Origin of the sequence: Shewanella chilikensis, from assembly GCF_037953065.1 — a bacterium.
Taxonomy (GTDB): domain Bacteria; phylum Pseudomonadota; class Gammaproteobacteria; order Enterobacterales; family Shewanellaceae; genus Shewanella; species Shewanella chilikensis.
The window spans coordinates 2,588,257-2,604,436 of sequence record NZ_CP149966.1 but is presented as its reverse complement, the minus strand read 5'-3'; the positions used below and the strand labels follow the sequence as shown (position 1 = coordinate 2,604,436).

The 16,180-nt window shown below is 51.4% G+C and carries 9 protein-coding genes; 4 read left to right on the top strand and 5 right to left on the bottom strand.

Translation table 11 applies throughout. The annotated features are described in order from the left end of the window. Window positions 1-117: 117 nt before the first annotated feature. Together WKR14_RS11850 and WKR14_RS11845 are read right to left on the bottom strand one after the other, a co-directional pair. Window positions 118-2,955, bottom strand: coding sequence for a TonB-dependent receptor domain-containing protein (locus tag WKR14_RS11850; RefSeq protein WP_224868156.1), 2,838 nt, complete (start codon window positions 2,953-2,955; stop codon window positions 118-120). Window positions 2,956-3,615: 660 nt separating this feature from the next. Beyond that, window positions 3,616-6,450, bottom strand: coding sequence for a TonB-dependent receptor domain-containing protein (locus WKR14_RS11845; protein ID WP_248990069.1), 2,835 nt, complete (start codon window positions 6,448-6,450; stop codon window positions 3,616-3,618). 569 nt (window positions 6,451-7,019) lie between these two features. On the opposite strand from WKR14_RS11845, the gene WKR14_RS11840 reads away from it, so the two are divergent. Together WKR14_RS11840 and WKR14_RS11835 are read left to right on the top strand one after the other, a co-directional pair. Then, complete coding sequence (locus WKR14_RS11840; RefSeq protein ID WP_165565177.1) at window positions 7,020-7,217, top strand: PA3496 family putative envelope integrity protein; 198 nt, start codon at window positions 7,020-7,022, stop codon at window positions 7,215-7,217. Window positions 7,218-7,341: 124 nt separating this feature from the next. Beyond that, window positions 7,342-8,679, top strand: coding sequence for an IS4 family transposase (locus WKR14_RS11835; protein WP_339086247.1), 1,338 nt, complete (start codon window positions 7,342-7,344; stop codon window positions 8,677-8,679). 32 nt (window positions 8,680-8,711) lie between these two features. On the opposite strand, the gene WKR14_RS11830 is transcribed toward WKR14_RS11835, so the two are convergent. The 3 genes from WKR14_RS11830 to pdsR all read right to left on the bottom strand — a co-directional run bounded on the left by WKR14_RS11830 (window position 8,712) and on the right by pdsR (window position 12,864). Continuing rightward, a complete protein-coding gene (locus WKR14_RS11830) occupies window positions 8,712-9,890 on the bottom strand; it encodes a cystathionine beta-lyase (protein ID WP_039033343.1) in 1,179 nt (392 codons plus the stop codon). Window positions 9,891-10,003: 113 nt separating this feature from the next. Further along, window positions 10,004-12,169 carry a proteobacterial dedicated sortase system histidine kinase gene (gene pdsS, locus WKR14_RS11825; protein ID WP_224866613.1) on the bottom strand — a complete coding sequence of 722 codons (2,166 nt, stop codon included), beginning with the start codon at window positions 12,167-12,169 and terminating at the stop codon, window positions 10,004-10,006. A 2-nt stretch (window positions 12,170-12,171) separates the two neighbouring features. Next, entirely contained in the window at window positions 12,172-12,864 is a 693-nt protein-coding gene (gene pdsR / locus WKR14_RS11820) for a proteobacterial dedicated sortase system response regulator (protein ID WP_025009526.1), read from the bottom strand. 221 nt (window positions 12,865-13,085) lie between these two features. Here pdsR and pdsO point away from each other — a divergent pair, with 221 nt between their 5' ends. After that, window positions 13,086-13,850, top strand: coding sequence for a sortase-associated OmpA-like protein PdsO (gene pdsO / locus WKR14_RS11815; protein WP_189577787.1), 765 nt, complete (start codon window positions 13,086-13,088; stop codon window positions 13,848-13,850). Between the two features lie 14 nt (window positions 13,851-13,864). After that, on the top strand, window positions 13,865-16,177 hold the full coding sequence (locus tag WKR14_RS11810; RefSeq protein ID WP_339086244.1) for a marine proteobacterial sortase target protein: 2,313 nt from the start codon (window positions 13,865-13,867) through the stop codon (window positions 16,175-16,177). Window positions 16,178-16,180: the final 3 nt, after the last annotated feature.

Genomic DNA, 16,180 nt, shown 5'->3' with positions numbered 1-16,180 from the left:
CAGCGCAAGAGAAGAACTGCTTGGACCATATACTCGCTTAATCGCCAAGCGTCAGTGGTATGTCACTCTTGAAAGCCACCTGTTGTGATACAGGTGGCTTTTTCAGTAGCAATAGCATTAGAACTTGTAGTTTACCCCCACAGTGAATCGTTGACCCAGCATGTCGTAGTAAGCACCTTGGTTATACACGCCTGGCTGGCGAGGTGGGGTGCGGTCAAACATGTTGAGTATCCCGGCGCGAACCTGCAAGGCATCTGTGATGTTGTAACGGCTGGTCAAATCAAAAGTGGTATAAGACGGGATGTCGTTATAGTTGTTTTGATTGGGTGACCATTCGTTATCCAACACTGTGCTACTGCGATGATTGGCGGTCAGCACGGCAGAGAAGTCATTGTAGGTGTAGTCTGTGGTCAGTCGGTGACGCCAGCGTGGACGAGCCTGCTCACCTGCCGATTTAACGTTGTCATCAGCAAATCCGGTAGGGTTGAATGAACGCTCTTCCAGATAAGTACTGAATAGGCGGAAGCCCCAGTCACCGAAACCGGTTTCAAGACGATAGTTGACCTCAAAATCAACACCCGAAGTGACACTGGATGCCGAGTTAAAGGGTTTCTCGAAATAATTGACGATTTCATGAGTGGTGGGATCTCGCCTGAGTAAAGGGCAGAATTGATTATTGGTTGAACTGGATTGGTAACAGTACTTAACGACTGCGGCACCGCTGAAATTATTGATCACATTCTCCATATCGAACTTCCAGTAGTCCACAGTCAAGCTGAAGTTTTCCAGATAAGAAGGCGTGTATATAAAGCCCAGAGTGAAATCATTCGCCACTTCGTTTTTTAACTCAGGGTTCCCGACGATAAAGCCTGGACGGGTTGAACCATACCATTCCTGGGATGGTTCAAAGGTGGTTGGGATCCCTTGGGCTGCACAGTTAGCCAGCACATTACTTAGATATGTAGGGTTAATTCTATTGCGATAACTGGCCGCGCAATAGTCACTGATCCCTCTGAATGTTTGGCTGGCTGGGTTAAATAATTCGGCTATGTTGGGGGCTCGCACTGACTTGGAGCGGTTGGCCCGGATGCGCAAATCGTCATTCAGTGCCCAGTTGAACCCTACTTTCCAGGCGTTATCTGAGCCGGAGGTGGAGTAGTCCATGTAACGAAATGCAGTTTCAAGAGTTAGATCCTGAACTAACATAACATCTTTTAGCAATGGAACGGACAATTCAGCCGATGCTTCAGTCACATCAAATTCACCGGAGAGAGGTTGAGATCTGTTGTTAAACAGAAGACCTTCTCGCATTGCCGGATCCGGCAGGGTGTCGGCAGTCTCTTTTCGATACTCCAAACTGAAGGCGGCAGCAATGAAACCCGCAGGCAGCTCAAACAGATCACCGTTGACAGATGCGCCGGTAGTGTACTGGGCTATTGATGAGCGGCGAATCGCATCAGTGCTGACCCAATCGTAAGCGGCTTTATCATAGAGGCCGCGACCAAACACATTCAGCGGCTTACAGCCATTGGCTCTGGCATGTTCACTACGACATACCAAGGCACCACTTCTATCCCGGATAACATCAACAGCATCCTGAAAGCGCTGCTTGAACATCTCACCGTACCATTCGGTATCGGCTTGGACATGACCTACTGAGGCATAAAAATCGTAAGACCAGGTGTCGGAGAGTGCGCCTTCAAGCCCCAAAGCTAAGCGGGCTGTGGTTCTTTCTTGACTGTATTTTCGGTTACCAAAGTCGGACGCCAAGTAACCAACTCTGGCGCCGTCACCTGGCCGCCTTTCGGAAGCTCTGACCAAATTTGCAGCTTCGGGTGAAAGAAAAGCATTATCTACATGAAGCGGTATGGAGAGGAATGCCGGAGAGCTTTCACCATAGGCTTCAGATTTGGCATAGCTGGCTTCCATGGTAAATTTATGATCATCATTAATGTCATAGTTCATGAAAGTAAAGAAGTTAATCCTATCCAGCGGAGTCTTGATAAAAGCGTTTTCGGCAAAGTTGTAGCCTTCGCCTCCAAGATAATCTATTCGGCCATTGGTGAGTTTGGGCAGAGGTTGTCCCAGCTTCATTGGGCGAATTTTACCGTCATCACTGAAAGTGTACTTTTCTCCGGCTCGGGTGGTGAACGCTCCGGTCTTGGTGTAGGCGGCCAGTACCTGTTGACCATGTCCCCACATTATTGCTTGGGGGTCATTCGGGCCGCTGGCATTGGGATTTCGCACCACAATCGGCGCTTCGCGCAAAAAGTCCCTGTCCATATGTGCAATCTGCCCCTGACGTGACCAACTTAAGTTGGTCACGAAATTGGCTTTGCCAATATCGGAGCCGAAGGTCAGTGAGGCGTATTCCTCTTCACCTCCAGATTGTGTTGGCCTGGTGGTAGAGGCATCCAGCGCCAACCCATCAAAACTGGTCTTGGTCACTATGTTAACTACACCGGCAATGGCATCAGAACCATATACTGCCGATGCGCCGCCAGTGGTGATTTCGATGCGCTCAACCATGGCTGTGGGGATATTATTCAAATCGACGGCACCTGAGCCTGGTGAGCCGGCCACAAAGCGTCGGCCATTCACTAATATCAGAGTTCGATTGGAACCCAATCCTCTCAGGTCGGTGTTATTCAAACCGCTGGCGAAAACAGTGTTGTTGGTGGTTTCCGGAGACAGACCAACCAGGGTATTAGGCATCTTATGCAATAGATCTGCGACGTTGGTAACACCGGCATCAATAAGACCATCGCCAGTGATTACGGTAACAGGGGTTGGGGCCAACTCTCCTATGCGTTTAATTTTTGAACCTGTGACTTCGATACGTTCTATGGTTTCATCTTTATCTTTAGCGTAGCTGGTTCCAGAATAAACAGCACAGCCGGCAGTAGCCAAAAGACAGAAGCGAATTGCTTTTGCGGTTGTAGATACAGAGGTCATGACTATCTCCTTGAGAAATTATAGCTTTCATATTTCTTCTTGTTTGTCAGATGTGGAAATGACCAACTAATGATTCAAGTTAATACGTATGTTAGCAATGGGTTAATCTTCGTTGGTTTTAAAGGTTTTTGGTTTTAACTAAATGGCAACATATGTGTTTGGATTAGAAAATTCGCAACTACTTAAGTTTTGTTTGTATTTTTATTAAATGGTTTTTCATGCGTTATGATTTCGTTGTGTTATTGATGGTTTTTATTGCTTGGCTAAATTGTAAGAAAATATTTTTACTTATTTTACAGTGTGTTGTTCGTTATTTTTGTTGATGGTTTTAACATTGTTTTTATAGCTTGAGAAGAAATGAGAGAATTTCTTGGTAGGATAGGGCTCTTTAATAGGATGTGATATTGGAGAGGGTTTACCGGATGTTTCATTGTTAACTTTAGGGTACCGATTTTGATTCAATTTGATAGAAAGCGCTCTTGTGTAAACAGGAATAACCGGCATTAATCAAACTTTGCATATAGACAAAAGCGAAGTGGCTCAAGAGGAAACCCTGATATCCAATCCATATTTATCTAATAGGGTTTTAGTTAATTAGGGAAGTGCCGATTACTTAAAGCCACTTGCTGTTATGCAAGTGGCTTTTCGGTAGCAAGAGAATTAGAACTTGTAGTTTACCCCCACAGTGAATCGTTGACCCAGCATGTCGTAGTAAGCACCTTGGTTATACACGCCTGGCTGGCGAGGTGGGGTGCGGTCAAACATGTTGAGTATCCCGGCGCGAACCTGCAAGGCATCTGTGATGTTGTAACGGCTGGTCAAATCAAAAGTGGTATAAGACGGGATGTCGTTATAGTTGTTTTGATTGGGTGACCATTCGTTATCCCGCACTGTGTCGCTGCGATAGTTGGCTGTCAACACGGCCGAGAAGTCATTGTAGGTGTAGTCTGTGGTCAATCGATGACGCCAGCGTGGACGGGACTGCTCACCTGCCGATTTAACTTCATCATCGGCGAATCCGGTCGGGTTGAATGAACGCTCTTCCAGATAAGTACTGAATAGGCGGAAGCCCCAGTCACCGAAACCGGTTTCAAGGCGATAGTTGGCTTCAATATCGAAACCTGAAGTAACACTGGATGCCGAGTTAACAGGTTTCTCGTAGTAGTTCACTATCTCATGGGTATCGGGATCACGTTCCAGCAAAGGACAGAAGTCGTTATCTGTGCTGCTTGACTGATAGCAGTACTTAACTACTTCGGCACCGCTGAAGCTGTTGATCACGTTCTCCATGTCAAACTTCCAGTAATCCACTGTCAGGCTGAAGTTTTCCAGGTAAGATGGGGTGTATACAAAGCCCAGAGTGATGTCATCTGCAACTTCGTTCTGCAGGTCCGGATTACCTACAATAAAGCCTGGACGAGTTGAACCGTACCAGTCCTGGGAAGGTTCAAAGTCAGTCGGGATCCCTTGAGCGGCACAGTTGGCCAACACATTGTCCAGATAGTCCGGGTTGATCCTGTTCCTGAAGCTGGTAGCACAATAATCGTTGATGGTGCGGAAGGTTTGGCTGGATGGGTTGTACAGTTCGGCAATGTTAGGTGCCCGTACAGATTTGGAGCGGTTGGCCCGGATGCGCAGATCGTCATTCAGCGCCCAGTTGATGCCGACTTTCCAGGCAGTATCAGAGCCGGAGGAGGAGTAGTCCATATAACGGAACGCGGTTTCCAGTGTCAGATCCTGAACCAAGATCACATCTTGCAGCAGCGGGACGGACAATTCGGCTGATGCCTCGGTCACATCGAACTCACCATAAAGTGGTTGAGACTGGTTTCCAAATAATAAACCGTCGCGCATTGCCGGATCCGGCAGAGTTTCAGCCGTTTCCTTACGATATTCAACGCTGAATGCAGCAGCGATAAAGCCGGCAGGCAGTTCAAATAGATCGCCGCTGACAGAGGCGCCGGCAACGTATTGATCGATTGATGAGCGACGAATCGCATCTGTGCTGACCCAGTTATAGGCAGCTTCATCATATTGGCCGCGGCCAAATACGTTCAGTGGCTTACAGCCATTGGCTCTGGCGTATTCGTCACGACATACCAGATTACCGTCGGCATCTTTGATCACATCGACAGAGTCATAGAAGCGCTGCTCGAATATTTCACCGTACCATTCGGTGTCGGCTTGAACATGGCCTACAGTGGCGTAAACATCATAGGACCAGGTATCGGACAGTGCACCGTCAACACCTAGTGCCAATCTTGCTGTAGTTCTGTCCTGACTGTATTTACGGTTGCCGAAATCAGATGCCAGATAGCCTAAGTTTACCCCTTCACCTGGTTTTTCTTCACCGGCCGTCACCAAAGCCGCCGCTTCAGGAGAGAGTAGGGCGTTATCATCATAGAGCTTGAAACTGAGGAAGGCAGGAGAGCTTTCACCATAGGCTTCGGACTTGGTGTAGCTGGCCTCCATGGTAAATTTATGATCATCATTGATGTCATAGTTCATCACAGTAAAGAAATTGATCCTGTCCAGTGGCGTCTTGATGAAAGAGTTCTCGGCAAAGTTGTAGCCTTCACCACCGAGATAGTCCACCCGGCCGCTGGTTAGCGGCGGCAGTGGCTGACCCAGATCCATTGGCCGAATTTGACCGTCATCGCTGAAGGTATAGCGGGTGCCATTGGATTCAAAAGTGCCTGTCTTGCTGTATGAAGCCAGTACCTGTTGACCATGGCCCCACATTATTGCTTGCGGATCATTCGGGCCATTGGCATTGGGATTTCGCACCACAATCGGCGCTTCACGCAGGAATTCTCTGTCCATGTATGAAATCTGCCCCTGACGTGACCAACTGATGTTGGTCACAAAGTTGGCTTTACCCAAGTCAGAGCCAAAAGTCAGCGAGGCATATTCTTCTTCACCCCCATCTTCGGTGGGGCGGGTGGTAGAAGCATCGATAGCCAAGCCATCAAAACTGGTTTTGGTCACTATGTTGACCACCCCGGCAATGGCGTCAGAGCCATAAACAGCAGACGCGCCACCTGTAGTGATTTCGATGCGCTCAACCATGGCGGTAGGGATGTTGTTTAAATCCACGGCGCCTGAGCCTGGCGAACCGGCTACAAAGCGGCGGCCGTTAACCAGCACCAGAGTGCGGTTGGAACCCAGTCCTCTCAGGTCAGTGTTATTCAGACCACTGGCAAAAACAGTGTTGTTGGTGGTTTCCGGTGACAGACCAACCAGGGTATTAGGCATCTTGTGCAGCAGATCTGCTACGTTGGTAACACCTGCTTCAATAAGGCCATCGCCTGTGATCACTGTGACCGGTGTTGGTGCTATCTCTCCGATACGCTTGATTTTTGAACCTGTGACTTCAATACGCTCAAATGTTTCAGGTTTATCTTCAGCATAACTGAAACCTGTACAAGCGATACTGGTTGCAGCAGCCATAAGGCCGAAGCGAACGGCTTTGGCTGTTGTAGATATGGATGTCATATCTCTCTCCTTGATTATTATTGTAAACTGCCATGCTTGGCTATGTTTTTATTTTGTTTGTCAAATGTTTCATTGACAAAGATATAATTCAATTTAAACCTAAATTTGGCAACACTCTGCTATATTTATTAATTTAAGATTAATTTATTTTTAACACTTACGGAACAAGGTGAGGGTGAATGGTTAATTGATTAAAATCAATTAGTTATTTTAAATGTTATTGATCTATAAAATATTTTGTTGAATATATGTTTCAATTTAAACAAATTTGCATCAATGATAATAGTAAGCAAATGTTTCTATGCCTTTAGTAAGGTGTGTCGTGCGTTAATTAATTGAGAGTTTGCATTTTGTTTATTTTCTATACGCCTGAGTTTTTGCTTAACGGAATTAAAATATGGGAACTTTCCGATAGGAACAGGCTCTTTAATAAGGCATGATGTGAGGGGCTCCGGTATATTTAACACCGGATGTATCGTTTAAATTCCGGATTACCGGCTCTGCTCCAAGTGTGCGGGAAGTGCTCTTGAGGAGGCGGTAAAGAACCGGCGTGAGGTTAAGGGAAGACCATGTCATTTAATCAATCTTTGAGTAGAGGCAAGAGCGAAGCGGCCCAAGAGGGAACTCTGACATCCAATAACCGGGTCAGTAAAAAAGATATGCGGATAAGCGCCGCTCGCAGGCGAATAGAGGATATTCGAGAGCAGATGGCCCTGTCCCGTGAACTGGGAGTGGGAGTGTCGGCAGATGAGCTGGACTTTGACTGACAGCCAGGTGAATAAATATTTGGAAAGCCCGCATTCAAGCGCAATGTAGATCAGATAAGGATCGGTTGACCGATCCTTCTGATGAGAGACAATCGGAAACCTGTTTGTAGGTTTCCGATTTTTTATGTCTATTCAAAACTGCTTTGCCGACTTTCTTGAAGAGAGTCCTGTTGATGTCGCTCAGCTAACCACCTTCTCCGAGCATATTCCTGACGAGTGGATTGCTAAAGCGGTAACACTTTCCGATAAAGCGACGATTCGTCGACGTCGCTTACCGAGTGATATGGTTCTTTGGCTTATTGTTGGAATGGCGTTTTTCCGCAACGAACCGATTGCCGAAGTCGCACGGCGAATGAATGTCTGTGCCGAGGGGTTGGCTAATGAGGAGCTGTTAGCAAAAAGTGCTTTAACGCAAGCAAGGCAACGCCTCGGCAAAGCAGCCCCAGAATGGTTGTTTAGGCAATGCAGCCATAGGTGGGGGTTAGAGCGTTACCCTGAGGATACATGGCAAGGTTTGCAAGTCTTTGCTGTGGATGGCGCGCTTTTTCGAACCGTTGACACACCGGAGTTAAGAGACCATTTTGGGTCGGGTAATACATCCAGCGACAGACAGACGCCTCATCCAGTATTAAGGGTGGTGACCATGATGAATGTTCGCTCTCATGTCATTTTCGATGCCGCTATAAGCCCTTATCGTCGAGGCGAAATTCCTCTTGCTATGCCCTTTATTGACTCCTTACCGGATAACTCTGTGACTTTATTGGATAAGGGTTTTTATGGAGCAGGCTTACTTCTTTCTCTCCAAAATAGTGGTGCTAACAGACATTGGTTGTTACCTGCGAAGAAAGGGGTGAAATACACCCTTCTGGACGATGAAGAGAGTGACGACATGCGAGTCGAAATGAAAGTCTCTCCACAAGCACGCAAGAAAAATCCTAACCTACCTGAAACATGGCAAGTGAGAGCCGTGACTTATCATGTACAAGGTAAGCCAAAAACCGTATTTACGTCTCTTCCCAGAGAGCAGTACGATGCGGGAGCAGTCGCGGCGCTTTACCACGAGCGATGGGAAATTGAATTAGGGTATCGAGACATAAAAAGTTCGATGCAACACAATGCGTTAGTGCTGAGGAGTAAGACAGTCGAACTTGTCTATCAAGAGTTATGGGGGCTGCTGCTTGGTTATAACTTGGTGAGACGAGAAGCGAGCCAAGCGGCAGTAGAGCATGGTCGAATGCCCAATGAAATCAGCTTTAAGTACGCTTGTCAGTTCATCGCAAGTCAGCTCAAAGTCATGAGCAAAGCGGTGTCACCAGGTAATACGCCGAAGCGTCTAAACAGTCTACGAGGAGACTTGTCCATCCTCTTTATAGACAAACGCCCTAAGCCAAATCGGCCTAGGGCGGTAAAAATATCAAAGACCCGATACCCTGTTAATCACAAGGCAGCTCCGCTTAAGTGAACTACGTTGCGCATTCAAGCGGGCTTTTTGCTTCAAGCCTGCATCGCGGCGTGATAACGCTCGAAGGCTCGTTCGAGGTCGGCAATCAAGTCGTCTGGATCTTCCAAACCTATATGCAGTCTCACCAGGGGCTTGCTGCTGTCCCATTGGGTTGCCGTGCGCAATTTCTCTATGCCGGATATCGCCAGAATAAGGCTCTCGAAGCCACCCCATGAAAATCCCATCTTGAAGTGCTCCATCCCTTCGACGAAGGCGGTCATCGCCTGGCGGTTACCCTCTTTGAGCACGAAGGAAAATAAGCCGTTGGCGGCGCTGAAGTCACGCTGGAAAAACTCGTGACCCGGGCAACTGGCAAACGCCGGGTGGCGCAGGTGATCCACTTCCGGGCGCTGGGCCAGGAAATTGGCCACTTTGAGGGCATTTTTTTCATGTTGCGCCATTCTCACCCCCAGGGTTCTCAGCCCCCTTGCCGCCAGAAAGATATCGTCTGCAGAGGTGCACTGGCCCATGAGATAGCTGTTCTCCCTCAGGGTATCCCAGTGCGCTTCATTGGCGGTCGCCGTACCCAGCATCACATCCGAGTGACCCACTATGTACTTGGTGGCGGCCTGAATCGAGATATCGACGCCCATCTCAAACGGGCGACAATTGATGGGGGAGGCCCAGGTGTTGTCCAGCATGGTGACCAATTGATGCTCATGGGCGATACGGCACAGGGTCGGCACATCCTGGACTTCCATGGTGATGGAGCCGGGAGACTCCAGAAACAGCACTTTGGTATTGGGGCGGATAAGCTCGCGGATACCGGCGCCAATCAAGGGGTCATAGTAACTGGTTTCAATCCCCAGCCCCTTGAGCAGCTTGTCGCACAGATCCCGGGTAGGCTCGTAGACACTGTCTACCATCAGCAAGTGATCACCGGCCTTCAGAAAAGACAGCAGGGCGCCACTGATGGCCGCAGAGCCTGAAGGGTAGAGTGCTGTGCCAACACCACCTTCGAGTTCGGCAATAGCAGCCTGAAAGGCAAAGTGAGTCGGGGTGCCGCGGCGGCCATAGAACATCTCCCCTTTGGCACGATTGGCCGTGGCGTGGCGCATCTGTTCCATGCTGTCAAATACAACGGTTGATGCTCGAAACACGGGAGGATTGATCACTCCCTTGCTCCACTTTTTGTCCCGGCCGAGTGAGACCAGCTTGGTGGCTTTCTTCATGGATGCAACTCTTGTCTGTGATGGCGGGGCGAGCGCCCCTTTGAGGCATATTAACATTGAATCTTATCATTGCCAGTGCGGCGGGCTTGAGACTTGTTCAAGTTGCCTGCGGCTTAAAGCAGCGGCAGGCTGACCCGAATTTCGACACCTGAGCCGTCGCTCAGGTTGCTGGCACTGATATGGCCGCCATGGAAGGCGGTGATAAGCCTGGCGATATAAAGTCCCAGTCCCAGATGAGGTTTGGACTGCATCGTTTGTGGCCGCACTGAGACCATGGACTCGAAGATCTGCTCGGTCATGTTTTCCGGCAACAGTGGCCCTTGGTTTTCCACCCTGAGCAGGGCCTGTTTGCCCTGCACCTTGAGGCTGATGCGGATATCGGTATCGGCTTTGCTGAACTCAATGGCGTTGCTGACCAGCTTATCCATCAGCTGGGCGATATATTCAGGCACGCCGCGCATGGTCAAAGGTTCATCCGGCAACACCAGCACGAAACCTTGTTCCTTGTAAGTCATCTGATACCCGGCGACGCAGCCTGCCACAACCTTGGTCAGCGGGAATTCATCTATCTCGGCCTGGGACAGGGACTCCTCGAGCCGGGTGGCTTCGCTCATGTTGGCGAGGATCAGCCACAAGCGGTTGACCCCTTCCTGGGCGCGGTCGACATACTTGGCCGTGTCCTTGTCCAGTTGCTGCAGACTCAAGTGCTCCAATGAGCTGCGCACCACGGCCACCGGGGTTCTCAATTCGTGGGATAGCCGCGAGGACATGTTTTCCAGATAGTGGGTATATTGACCCAGCCGGCTGACGATATTGGCAAAACTGCGCGACAGATCGCCAATTTCATCGCGCACTTTTGAAGGTGGAATGGTGTCGCGAACCCGCCCCTGGCTGTCGATGGCGCGCTCGGCCTGATCCCTGAGTTTGCGAATGCGGCTGGAGATCCCGGAGGCAAACACAAACAGTGCCAGGGTACCCATGGCCATCACGGTCAGGATCACATTGAACAACTTCTCCAGTGCCCGGTTACGCAGGGTACGGATACCATGGGTGGTTTCCTCGGCAACCACGGCGCCCATCACCTTATCGTCAATCCAGATGGGGCTGGCCGCTGCCAACACCACCGCCTTGTTATCCGGTGTCAGGCGCCAGGTGGAGGCCATCTGGCCATTCAGCGCCCGGCGAATATGGCTGCCGCCGAGTTCGGTCGAATCCTGCAGTGAGTCGATAAAATCCATAGGCGGCTTGGTCAGCACTGTGTAGTAGATGGGGTGTAGATAGTCGTGTTCCAGTTTGCCGAAGAAGCTTTCCGGTTGCCGCTCCTCCTCGACCGAGCGGGTCCAGACACTGGAATCGGCGCGAATATCGCCCGACTTGGCCAGCACCCGGCCATGGACATCCACCACCCAGATCCGCGAGCTGTTATGCCCCATACCTTTGATAATACTTTCAATTTCCGGTGATGGTACAAGAACCGTCCCCAGCTTGTCGGCGCGGTCTGTGGCCGAGGTACCGACTATGGCTTCCAGCCTGCGGCCCTTCTTGTCGTTGACATCATGAATGGCAAAACTGAGTTTACTGCCCACCATCTCCAGCGGCATTCTGAGCTCAATATTGTAACCCTTATCGGTTTTCAACCACTGGCCCTGAATGCGGACCTCTGGTGTCACCGGGGCGCTGAACGCCGGATTTTCAGGCAACTCGAAGGCGCTGAGCCAGCCATCGCGCTTGTTGGCTATGGTATAACGGCGAAAACGGTCATCCGGGGCCAGGGTGGCGATGGCCAGATAGTCGTTGCGATCCACACTCAGGCTGTTGCGGCCGCGGTAAATCACCTTTGGATCCGTTACCTCGAAAAAGCCGTAAAGGTAGCCGCCATATTTACCGACCATATGGGTAAAGCTCAGCGTTGACTGGCTGTCACTCAAGCGCATCAGGGTGTGTTCTTCGCCATAGGTCATGGCGCGATGGCGGTAAGCTTCCCAATCATTGAGGCGGCCATCCAGCTGAATGGGGCCGTTGAGCGGGTAGGCGTAGAGATCGCGGCCCTTTTCCACTTGATTGAGGAAACTGGCCTGGCTGTCGAACAGCCTGGGTCTTTCATGCAGCGCCGTAGCCAGGGCCTGAGTGGTTCCTTCCAGGGTTTTCTCCTGGCCGTGCCGCAGATATTTCTCCATCTCCCACACATACTGATAACCAAGCCAGGGCAGGCACAGCAAAAACAGCGACAGTACCAGGGTCTTGGTTCTGAGGCCTATTGGCGGGTGATAGGAGGGCAATTTCAAGATTCGGGATCCCAGCGATAACCCATGCCGTAGACGGTATCTATGCAGTCAAAGGCCGGATCGGCAGCGATAAACTTACGCCGGATCCGTTTTACATGGGAAGTAATGGTGCTGTCATCGACATAAATCTTGGCTTCCTGCATCAATTCGGTGCGGCTGCGCACATGGCCGGGATGTTTGGCCAGGGCGTACACCATCCAGAATTCGGTCACTGTCAATTCAATCGGCTGCTGTTGCCAATATACCTGAATTCGGTTGGCATCTATGGTGAGGGCGCCGCGCTCCATCAGGGTGTCGGCCGGAGCACTGCTGCCGGCGAGTTCGCAGCGGCGAAACAGCGCCGCCAACCGCGCCAGTAAATGGGGAAAACTGACATCTTTGCTCAGGTAGTCATCGGCACCCAGACGCAGGCCACAAACCGTATCGAAGTCGCTGTCTCTGGCGGTGAGAAAAATAATCGGCAGGGTGCCCGACATCGCCCGCAGCGACTGGCACAAGGTAAAGCCACCATCGATTTCATGCTCCAGACCTATGTCAATAATGGCCAGATCCGGTAAGCGGGTGTTGAAGGCCTGCATGGCCTCGGGGCGGTTGGCGTAAGTTTGCACAGAGTAACCCTGTGATTGCAGCACATCTTTGTAGTTTTCTCTTATTGCAGCTTCATCTTCCACTATGGCAATGCGTTTCATCTGCCTCTTGTTCCTGCCGAGCCGTGAATAGCCGTGACTATACAGGATTTTAGCCGTGAAAAAAGCGGTTGCTTCCGATTGCCATTTTGTTGCCACAATTGATAGCCAAAGTGCCATTTTTGCTCCCCAGACTTGCCATTTCAATGGGGTTTAATCATCTCAACGACGAGGAACGCTGCCAACTTGGCAGCAAGTTCTACAAGACAAAAGGAATCGAGATGATGAAAACGACCCCCATAGCCTCCCTGATCATGGCATCACTGTTGCTGACTTCTTCTCTGGCGCACGCCGACAGCCAGCCAAACTTACCGACTCAGGAGAGAGATCACAACGAAGAATTGGTCGGCTTTGGCACAGGCGCACTGCTGGGCGCCGTGGTTGGGGGACCTGTGGGGGCCGTTATCGGTGCCTTCACCGGCGGCATAGTGGGTAAGTCAGTGGGCGATGACGAGCAGCTCAAGAGTCAGCAGCAACAGTTGGCCGAGCAAACCGAACAACTGGCGAGTCTCAGTGAGAAGCAGCGAGCGCTGAAGGAGTTATCGTTGCAATACGCCGATGCCCAGAGCCGCCTCAATGCGCTTTCCCGCGACCGGGCTGCTCAGCTTGAAGAGTTAATCGTGGGTATGAATGTGCAGTTTCGTACCGGCACCGCCGAAATCGAACCCCACTTTGCCCGCCAGCTGGACGATTTGGCTTTTGCCATGAGCCTGTCGCCTGAGCTGATGTTGGATCTGACGGGTTATGCCGATCGCCGCGGTAATTCTGATTACAATCAGGCGCTTTCCGAGCAGCGGGTCGAGGCGGTGAAAAGTTATTTGGTTAGTCAAGGCGTTGCCCAAGAGCGCTTGCAAACCCAGGCTTTTGGTGCCAGCTCTCCCCTCAGTGCCAAACAGAGCCGCGAGAGCGATTTCTTTGACCGTCGGGTCACGCTGAAATTACAGACTCAGGGCGCTGCCCTGGCAGCCAATCAACAAAGCGCTAATTGAGAGGGAGCGACGAAATGAATATGGATATCCCTCGGCAGGAAAACGAGCAGTTTCAGAGCATGCCCGCCGCCAGTCACAGCGATTCGGATACTTATTTACGCAGGGCCGTCAACGCCCTGCAATTTTCAGGCTTTGCCCTGTTGGCCCTGCTGGTGTTCAACCTGGTTAGCTCGGTTGAAGCTTGGGCCGAGAATAGCCCCCAATTTGCCGAAGAGCCTGCAAGTACCCAGGCTCAGGAAGGTACAGTTCAACTGATTGATAATCCGCAGTGGCCCGGGGCCGGGGTGCTTGCTTTTGGCGACACTCAGGCCCCGGCACTGGCAACCGAAGTCAGTATGAGCATCAGTGGCTGGAGTAACAGAGTCAGCGTCACCCAGTCATTCACCAATGATACCCAGGAGTGGATACACGGCCGTTACCTGTTCCCGCTGCCCAATGAGGCGGCAGTGGACAGCATGCAGTTGAGAATAGGTGAGCGGATCATCGAGGGGGTCATTCAACCAAAGGAAGAGGCCAAGCGCACTTTTGAGCAGGCCAAGGCTCAGGGAAAGCGCGCCAGTCTATTGAGTCAGGAGCGGCCCAACCTGTTCACCACTCAGGTGGCCAATCTGGCTCCGGGGGAAACTCTTAAAGTCAGCTTCAGCTACCAGCAGGCATTGGATTACCGCGATGGTCAGTTCAGCCTGCGCTTTCCCATGACCCACACGCCCCGTTATCTGCCTCAAAGCATGCTGCAAAGCTTCAAGGGCGTGGAAGAGGCGGCGCGGTTGCTGAGCCCTGTGATTGAAGCCGCGGGCCTTGAAAAGATGTTCACCGGCGCTGATAGCGAAAGCTCTGAGTCTATAGGGCCCCATACGTCAAGCAGTGGCCAGGATAATCGCCTCAGTTTGGATATTATCCTGGATGCTGGTTTTCCCTTGCTGTCGCTGGAGTCCCCTTATCATGCTATTTCCCAACAAACCCTGAGTGATGGCCGTATCCGGGTGCAGCTGCAACAAGACAATACCAAGGCCGACAGCGACTTTGTGTTGCAATGGCAAGCGGATCCGGGCGCCAAGCCCGCAGCGGCGCTGTTCAGCCAGCAAGGCCAGACCCATACCCCAGCACCTTCTTTAGCGCAGGCCGAAGGCCAAGCTGCCAGGGATGAATACAGTCTATTGATGTTGATGCCTCCACAGAGCAAAGAGGTGGCCAAGCCCTTGCCCAGGGAGCTTATTCTGGTGATAGATACTTCCGGCTCCATGGGGGGAGATGCAATAGTTCAGGCCAAACAGGCACTGCTGTATGCATTGAGCAGTCTCAAACCGGAGGACAGTTTTAATGTCGTTGAATTCAACTCTGCAGTGCAAACCATGGCAGCCAACTCTTTGCCGGCGACGGCCCACAATATAGGTCGGGCGCAGCAGTTTATTCGCGCCCTGGAAGCCAACGGTGGTACCGAGATGGCCAAGGCGCTGGAGCTGGCATTGAACAATGATTTTGCCGCTCAAAATAAAGTCGGCACGCAAGGTGAGATTAAGGCGCTCAGGCAAGTGATTTTCATGACAGATGGCGCCGTAGGCAATGAACAGGCGCTGTTTGAACTGATTAAAGACAGGCTCGGCGACAACCGACTGTTTACCGTAGGCATAGGCAGTGCGCCCAACTCCCACTTTATGCAGCGTGCCGCCGAGCTGGGGCGTGGCAGCTTTACCTATATTGGCAAGATGCAGGAGGTGGAGCAAAAGGTGGTTGCCTTGCTGGAAAAAATCTCCGCTCCCAGGATCACAGATGTGTCGCTGCGCTACCCTGACGGCACAGTGCCGGATTACTGGCCGGCACAAATTCCGGATCTCTATCAAGGTGAGCCGGTATTGGTGAGCATCAAACAGCGTAGCAATGCCCACAAGGCAGTTATCGTATCCGGTTTTATCGATGGCCAATTCTGGCAGCAGGAGCTGGCGCTCAATGCCAAGGCTGAGCCCAAAGGGCTGGATCTCATCTGGGCCGGAAAACAGATAGCCGCGCTGGAGCTGGCCAAAGATGCTGCCAACAGTGAACGCATTGAACGCCAGGTCACAGCGCTGTCGCTTAAGTACCACTTGGTCAGTCCGTACACCAGCCTGGTGGCAGTGGATGTCACCCCGGTCAATCCGGACGCCGCGGCGACCCGGGAAGGGCAAGTGGCCAGTCATGCGCCCAAGGGCTGGCAGGGGCAGTTGCCGCAAACTGCCACCGACAGCCGGCTGATGTTGCTGCTGGGGTTGGCAAGTTTGCTGGCGGCGTTGATGCTGGCGGCTTTCCCCAGGGCCTTTGGCCGCCGTGCTTGTGAGGAGGCGGGGCAATGAGCC